Origin of the sequence: Stenotrophomonas sp. 2YAF22 (assembly GCF_052114665.1) — a bacterium.
Lineage (GTDB): Bacteria > Pseudomonadota > Gammaproteobacteria > Xanthomonadales > Xanthomonadaceae > Stenotrophomonas > Stenotrophomonas indicatrix.
The window spans coordinates 1-4,554 of the sequence record NZ_JBFRFE010000344.1; the positions used below are offsets into that span (position 1 = coordinate 1).

Annotated in this window: 3 protein-coding genes; all 3 read right to left on the reverse strand. The window is 66.8% G+C overall.

Going from position 1 to position 4,554, the window contains the following annotated elements; genetic code table 11:
• The coding region (locus AB4Y84_RS13960; protein WP_442250301.1) for a chemotaxis protein CheB at positions 1–390 on the reverse strand (390 nt) is incomplete at its 3' end.
• Entirely contained in the window at positions 390–1,214 is an 825-nt protein-coding gene (locus AB4Y84_RS13965; protein ID WP_032951761.1) for a CheR family methyltransferase, read from the reverse strand. The genes AB4Y84_RS13960 and AB4Y84_RS13965, both read right to left, overlap by 1 nt.
• Positions 1,211–4,309, reverse strand: coding sequence for a response regulator (locus tag AB4Y84_RS13970; protein ID WP_442250302.1), 3,099 nt, complete (start codon positions 4,307–4,309; stop codon positions 1,211–1,213). The genes AB4Y84_RS13965 and AB4Y84_RS13970 overlap by 4 nt, the downstream gene beginning before the upstream one ends.
• Positions 4,310–4,554 lie beyond the last annotated feature (245 nt).

Here is a 4,554-nt window from a genome sequence, read left to right on the forward strand (position 1 = left end):
GGTCAGCAGGATCGCCAGCACGCCCATGCCGAACGCGGCTGCGGCCGATTCGAACAGCGGATCAATGGCCGGCCGCGAGAACAGCACCGGTTCGTCCATCGATAGTGCGATGGCCTGCGTGYCCTCCACCAGCAGGTGGTAGTCCGGCGGTGCGAACGTCACCGTTCCGGCCTGCAGGGGCTGCTTGTCCTCCGCTTCGCGCAGGACCAACGTGCAGTACGGCGCCAGCACCTCGGCGATGCGGCTGGAACGGTCGCGCGGCAGGTGCAGCACCACCAGCACCGGCACCGGCAGGGTGGCCGGCAACGCACCCAGCACGATCTGCAGGGCGGCCACACCACCGGCCGATGCGCCGATCACCACCACGTCAGGGCGGAACATCGCCGCCATCAGGCCACCTTCCGGTACAGGCGGTGCTCCCGCGAACAGGCTTCGAAGGCATCGTGATGGCGACCGAACTGCAGCGACTCCTTGCTGCCCAGGCCGAGGAAGCCGCGATGCACCAGGGCTTCGCGGAACAGGCCCACCGCCCGATCCTGCAGGTCGCGGTTGAAATAGATCAGCACGTTGCGGCAAGACACCAGGTGCACTTCCGAAAACACCGTGTCGGTGGCCAGGCTGTGGTCGGCAAACACCACGTTGCGGCGCAGCTGGCGGTCGAAGACCGCGCCGTCGTAAGCGGTGCTGTAATAGTCCGACAATGAAGCGGTGCCGCCGGCGGCGAGGTAGTTCCGGCTGAACTGGGCGAGGCGGTCGATGCCATAGGCGCCGGCCTCAGCCGTGGCCAGTGCAGCGGGGTTGATGTCGGTGGCGTAGACGATGCTGCGCTCAAGCAGGCCTTCCTCGTGCAGCAGGATCGCCAGCGACCACACTTCCTCGCCGGTACTGCAGCCGGCCACCCACAGCTTCACCGAGGGGTAGGTGCGCAACACCGGTACCACCTGTTCGCGCATCTGCCGGAAATACTCCGGGTCACGGAACATCTCCGAGACCTGCACGGTGAAGAACTGCATCGCCTGCGCGAACAGCTCCGGCTCGTGCAGCAGCCGATGCTGCAGGTCCGACAGGCGCTCGCACTCGTAGCGCTGCATGGCCTGGCTGACGCGACGGCGCAGCGAGGACACCGCATAGCTGCGGAAGTCGTAGTGGTAGCGCTGGTACAGCGCTTCCAGCAGTACCTTCAGCTCCAGGTCGAACAGCGCCTGCTCGTTCATTGCCGCGAGCACCAGACCCGGCACAGCGACACCAGCTTGTCCACGTCGATGGGCTTGGCGATGTAGTCGTTGGCACCGGCCTGCAGGCAGCGCTCACGGTCATCGGGCATGGCCTTGGCGGTCAGCGCGATGATCGGCAGGTCCTGCAGGTGGCGCTGCGCGCGAATCTCGCGCATCGCCTGCAGGCCATCCTTCTCCGGCATCATGATGTCCATCAGCACCAGGTCCACCTCGCGCTGGGCAAGGCGGTCGACGGCCTCCTGGCCGTTGCGGGCGATCTCCAGCGTCACCCCCAGCGGCTCCAGCACGCTGGACAGCGCGAAGATGTTGCGCACGTCGTCCTCGGCCAGCAGCACGGTGCGTCCATCGAGCACGGTGTCGCGGCGGCGCGCTTCGCGCAGCAGGCGCTGCTGGTCGCTGGGCAGGTTGGCCTCCACGCTGTGCAGGAACAGCGTCACCTCGTCGAGCAGGCGCTCGGGCGAGCGCGCACCCTTGATGATGATGCTCTTGGAGTAGCGGCGCAGGCGCTGCTCTTCTTCGCGGCTGAGGGCACGGCCGGTGTAGACGATGACCGGCGGGAAGCCCACCTCATCATTGCCTGCCATGTGCTCGAGCAGGTCGTAGCCACTGCCGTCGGGCAGCGACAGGTCCATCACCATGCAGTCGAAGGTGACCGTGCTCAGCTGCTCCACCGCTGCGGCAAGCGTACCGACAGCGGCGATCTGCAGCTGATCGCGGCCCAGCAGCAGTTCCAGGTTGCGGCGCAGATCGTTGTCGTCCTCCACGATCAGCAGGCGCCGCACGTCGCGCTGGCTGGTCTGTTCAAGCTGTTCGATGGCAGCCACCAGGCGCTCGCGCGTGGTCGGTTTGATCGCAAAGCCGATCGCGCCCAGTTCGCGCGCCACCTGGCCGCGGTCCATGCCCGAGACCACGTGCACCGGAATGTGCCGGGTGTCAGGGTTGCGCTTGAGTCGTTCAAGCACGGTCAGGCCGGAGACGTCCGGCAGGCCGATGTCCAGCAGGATGCCGTTGGGACGCAGGTCTGCCGCCAGCGCCAGCGCCTCTTCCGCCGTGGTAGCCACCACGCAGTCGAAATCAAGTTCGTGCGCAAGCGTCACCAGGGCTTCTGCGAAGACCGCATCGTCCTCCACGGCCAGGATCAAGCGCCCCGCATGACGGCGGCGGCCGCGGTCATCGGCCACCGCTGCCACCGGCGCGCCACTGGACCGCTGGGCAAGGGGGGCTGGTGCCGCGGTGGTCGCGGGTACCGGCTGCACGGGCACCGGTGCTGCGGCGCCTGCCGCGGCCTCGGCTGTCGGCGCGCCCTGCAGTGGCAATTCCAGAATGAAACAGCTGCCCCGGCCCGGCTCGCTGTCCACCTGGATGTCACCGCCCATGCGCACCGCAAGGTCACGCGAGATCGAAAGGCCCAGGCCGGTGCCACCGTAACGGCGGCGGGTGCTGCCATCGGCCTGGCGGAACGCTTCGAAGATCAGCTGCAGCTGGTCGCGTGCGATGCCGATGCCGCTGTCGGCCACTTCGAATCGGATCCGGCCATTGCCACCGCTGCGAACGTGCAGGCTCACCTTGCCGTGCTCGGTGAACTTGACCGCGTTGGCCAGCAGGTTCTTCAGGATCTGCTGCAGGCGCTGGTTGTCGGCCACCAGCTGGCTGGGGGCCAGGCCATCGGCCTCGATCTGCAGCGCCAGGCCCTTCTGCCGCGCCATCGGCTCGAAGGTCTCACGCAGCCGCTGCAGCACGCTGTCGACCACCACCACTTCATCGGCCAGTTCGACGTGCCCTGCTTCGATGCGCGACAGGTCCAGGATGTCGTTGATCAGCGCCAGCAGGTCGTTGTTCGACGACAGGATGGCGCGGGCGTACTTGACCTGCTCGTCGCTGAGCGAGCCGTCCTTGTTGTCGGCCAGCAGCTTGGCCAGGATCAGCGAACTGTTCAGCGGGGTGCGCAGCTCGTGCGACATGTTGGCCAGGAACTCGGACTTGTAGCGCGAGGTGGCGGCCAGTTCATTGCTGTTGCGCACCAGCTGCCCCTGCGCCACCAGCAGCGCCTGCTTCTGCGCCTCCAGCTCGTGGGTGCGTTCTTCCAGCTGCACATTGCTCTGTTCCAGCTCGGCCTGCTGCTGTTCCAGATGCGTCTGCGACTGCATTAGGCTGCGGCTCTGCTCTTCCAGCTCCTCGTTGGCCACGCGCAGTTCTTCCTGCTGTGCCTGCAGCTCTTCGCCCTGGCGCTGTGACTCCTCCAGCAGCACCATCAGCTGCCCGCGCAGCATCGAGGTGCGCAGTGCCATGCCGATCGTTTCGGCGCAGCGCTCCAGCAGTTCGTCATCCAGTGCACGCTGATCGCCCACGACCGAGCGGCCGAGCTCGATCACGCCAACCACGGCACCGTCACTGCTGACCGGGGCGAGGATGCGCTCGCGCACAGGCACACGTCCCAGGCTGGTCTGAAGTTCCAGCGGCGCCGCTTCGCCCCCCTGCAGGTGGCGCGTCAGCTGGTCGCGGGCCACCTGGCCTGCCACTCCTTCCTGCAGGCCCAGTGTCGCCGGGATACCGGTCGGCAATGCCAGTCCACCGGTCAGCTGCAGGCGGCCACCATCCAGCCGATAGAGCGCTCCAACGTCCGCACGCAGGTGGGTCGCCAGCGCCGTCACCGCGGCTTCGGCGATCTGTTCCGGTGCCAGCTCGCCGCGCAGGCCCAGCGCCACCGCGTTCTCCGCTTCCTGCAACCACAGCGCACGCATCGCCTCGCGCCGCGCCTGGATGGCACGCGATGCGATCAGCGCGATCATCAGGAAAGCCGCGCCACCGATCGACCGGTTGACGAACGAGAAGGATGAGTTGTTGCTGGCCGGCGCAACGTTGTAGCCCACCGCCAGCAGCACGCAGGCGCTGACGGCAACCACGAACGGCACCCGGGCGCTGCGCTGGAACACAGTGACCCCGATGGCCATGAAATAGGCCAGCCACACGGCGTAGCCCAGCGGCACCACCAGTTCCAGCGCGGCCGTGGCCGCCACCAGCACCGCCGACGTCATCCAGATCCAGCGGTCACGCGTAGTCGCACCAGGACGCATGAAGGTCGGTTCCATATTGGAAAAGGGGGCTGATGTTACTCCGTGTCGCATTCAGCCGCATACGACCAATGGCACGGGCGTTTCGTGCACACCTTCTTCACACTCTACTGCCTACGTTCTCGTCCCTCACATAGGTAATACGCATTTCATCGTGGTCGCTGCCGCTTCGACGCCGTCCGTGCTGACGGACCCTTCCCGACAGCTGCGACTGCTGATCGACAGCGTGCGCGACCATGCGCTTTACC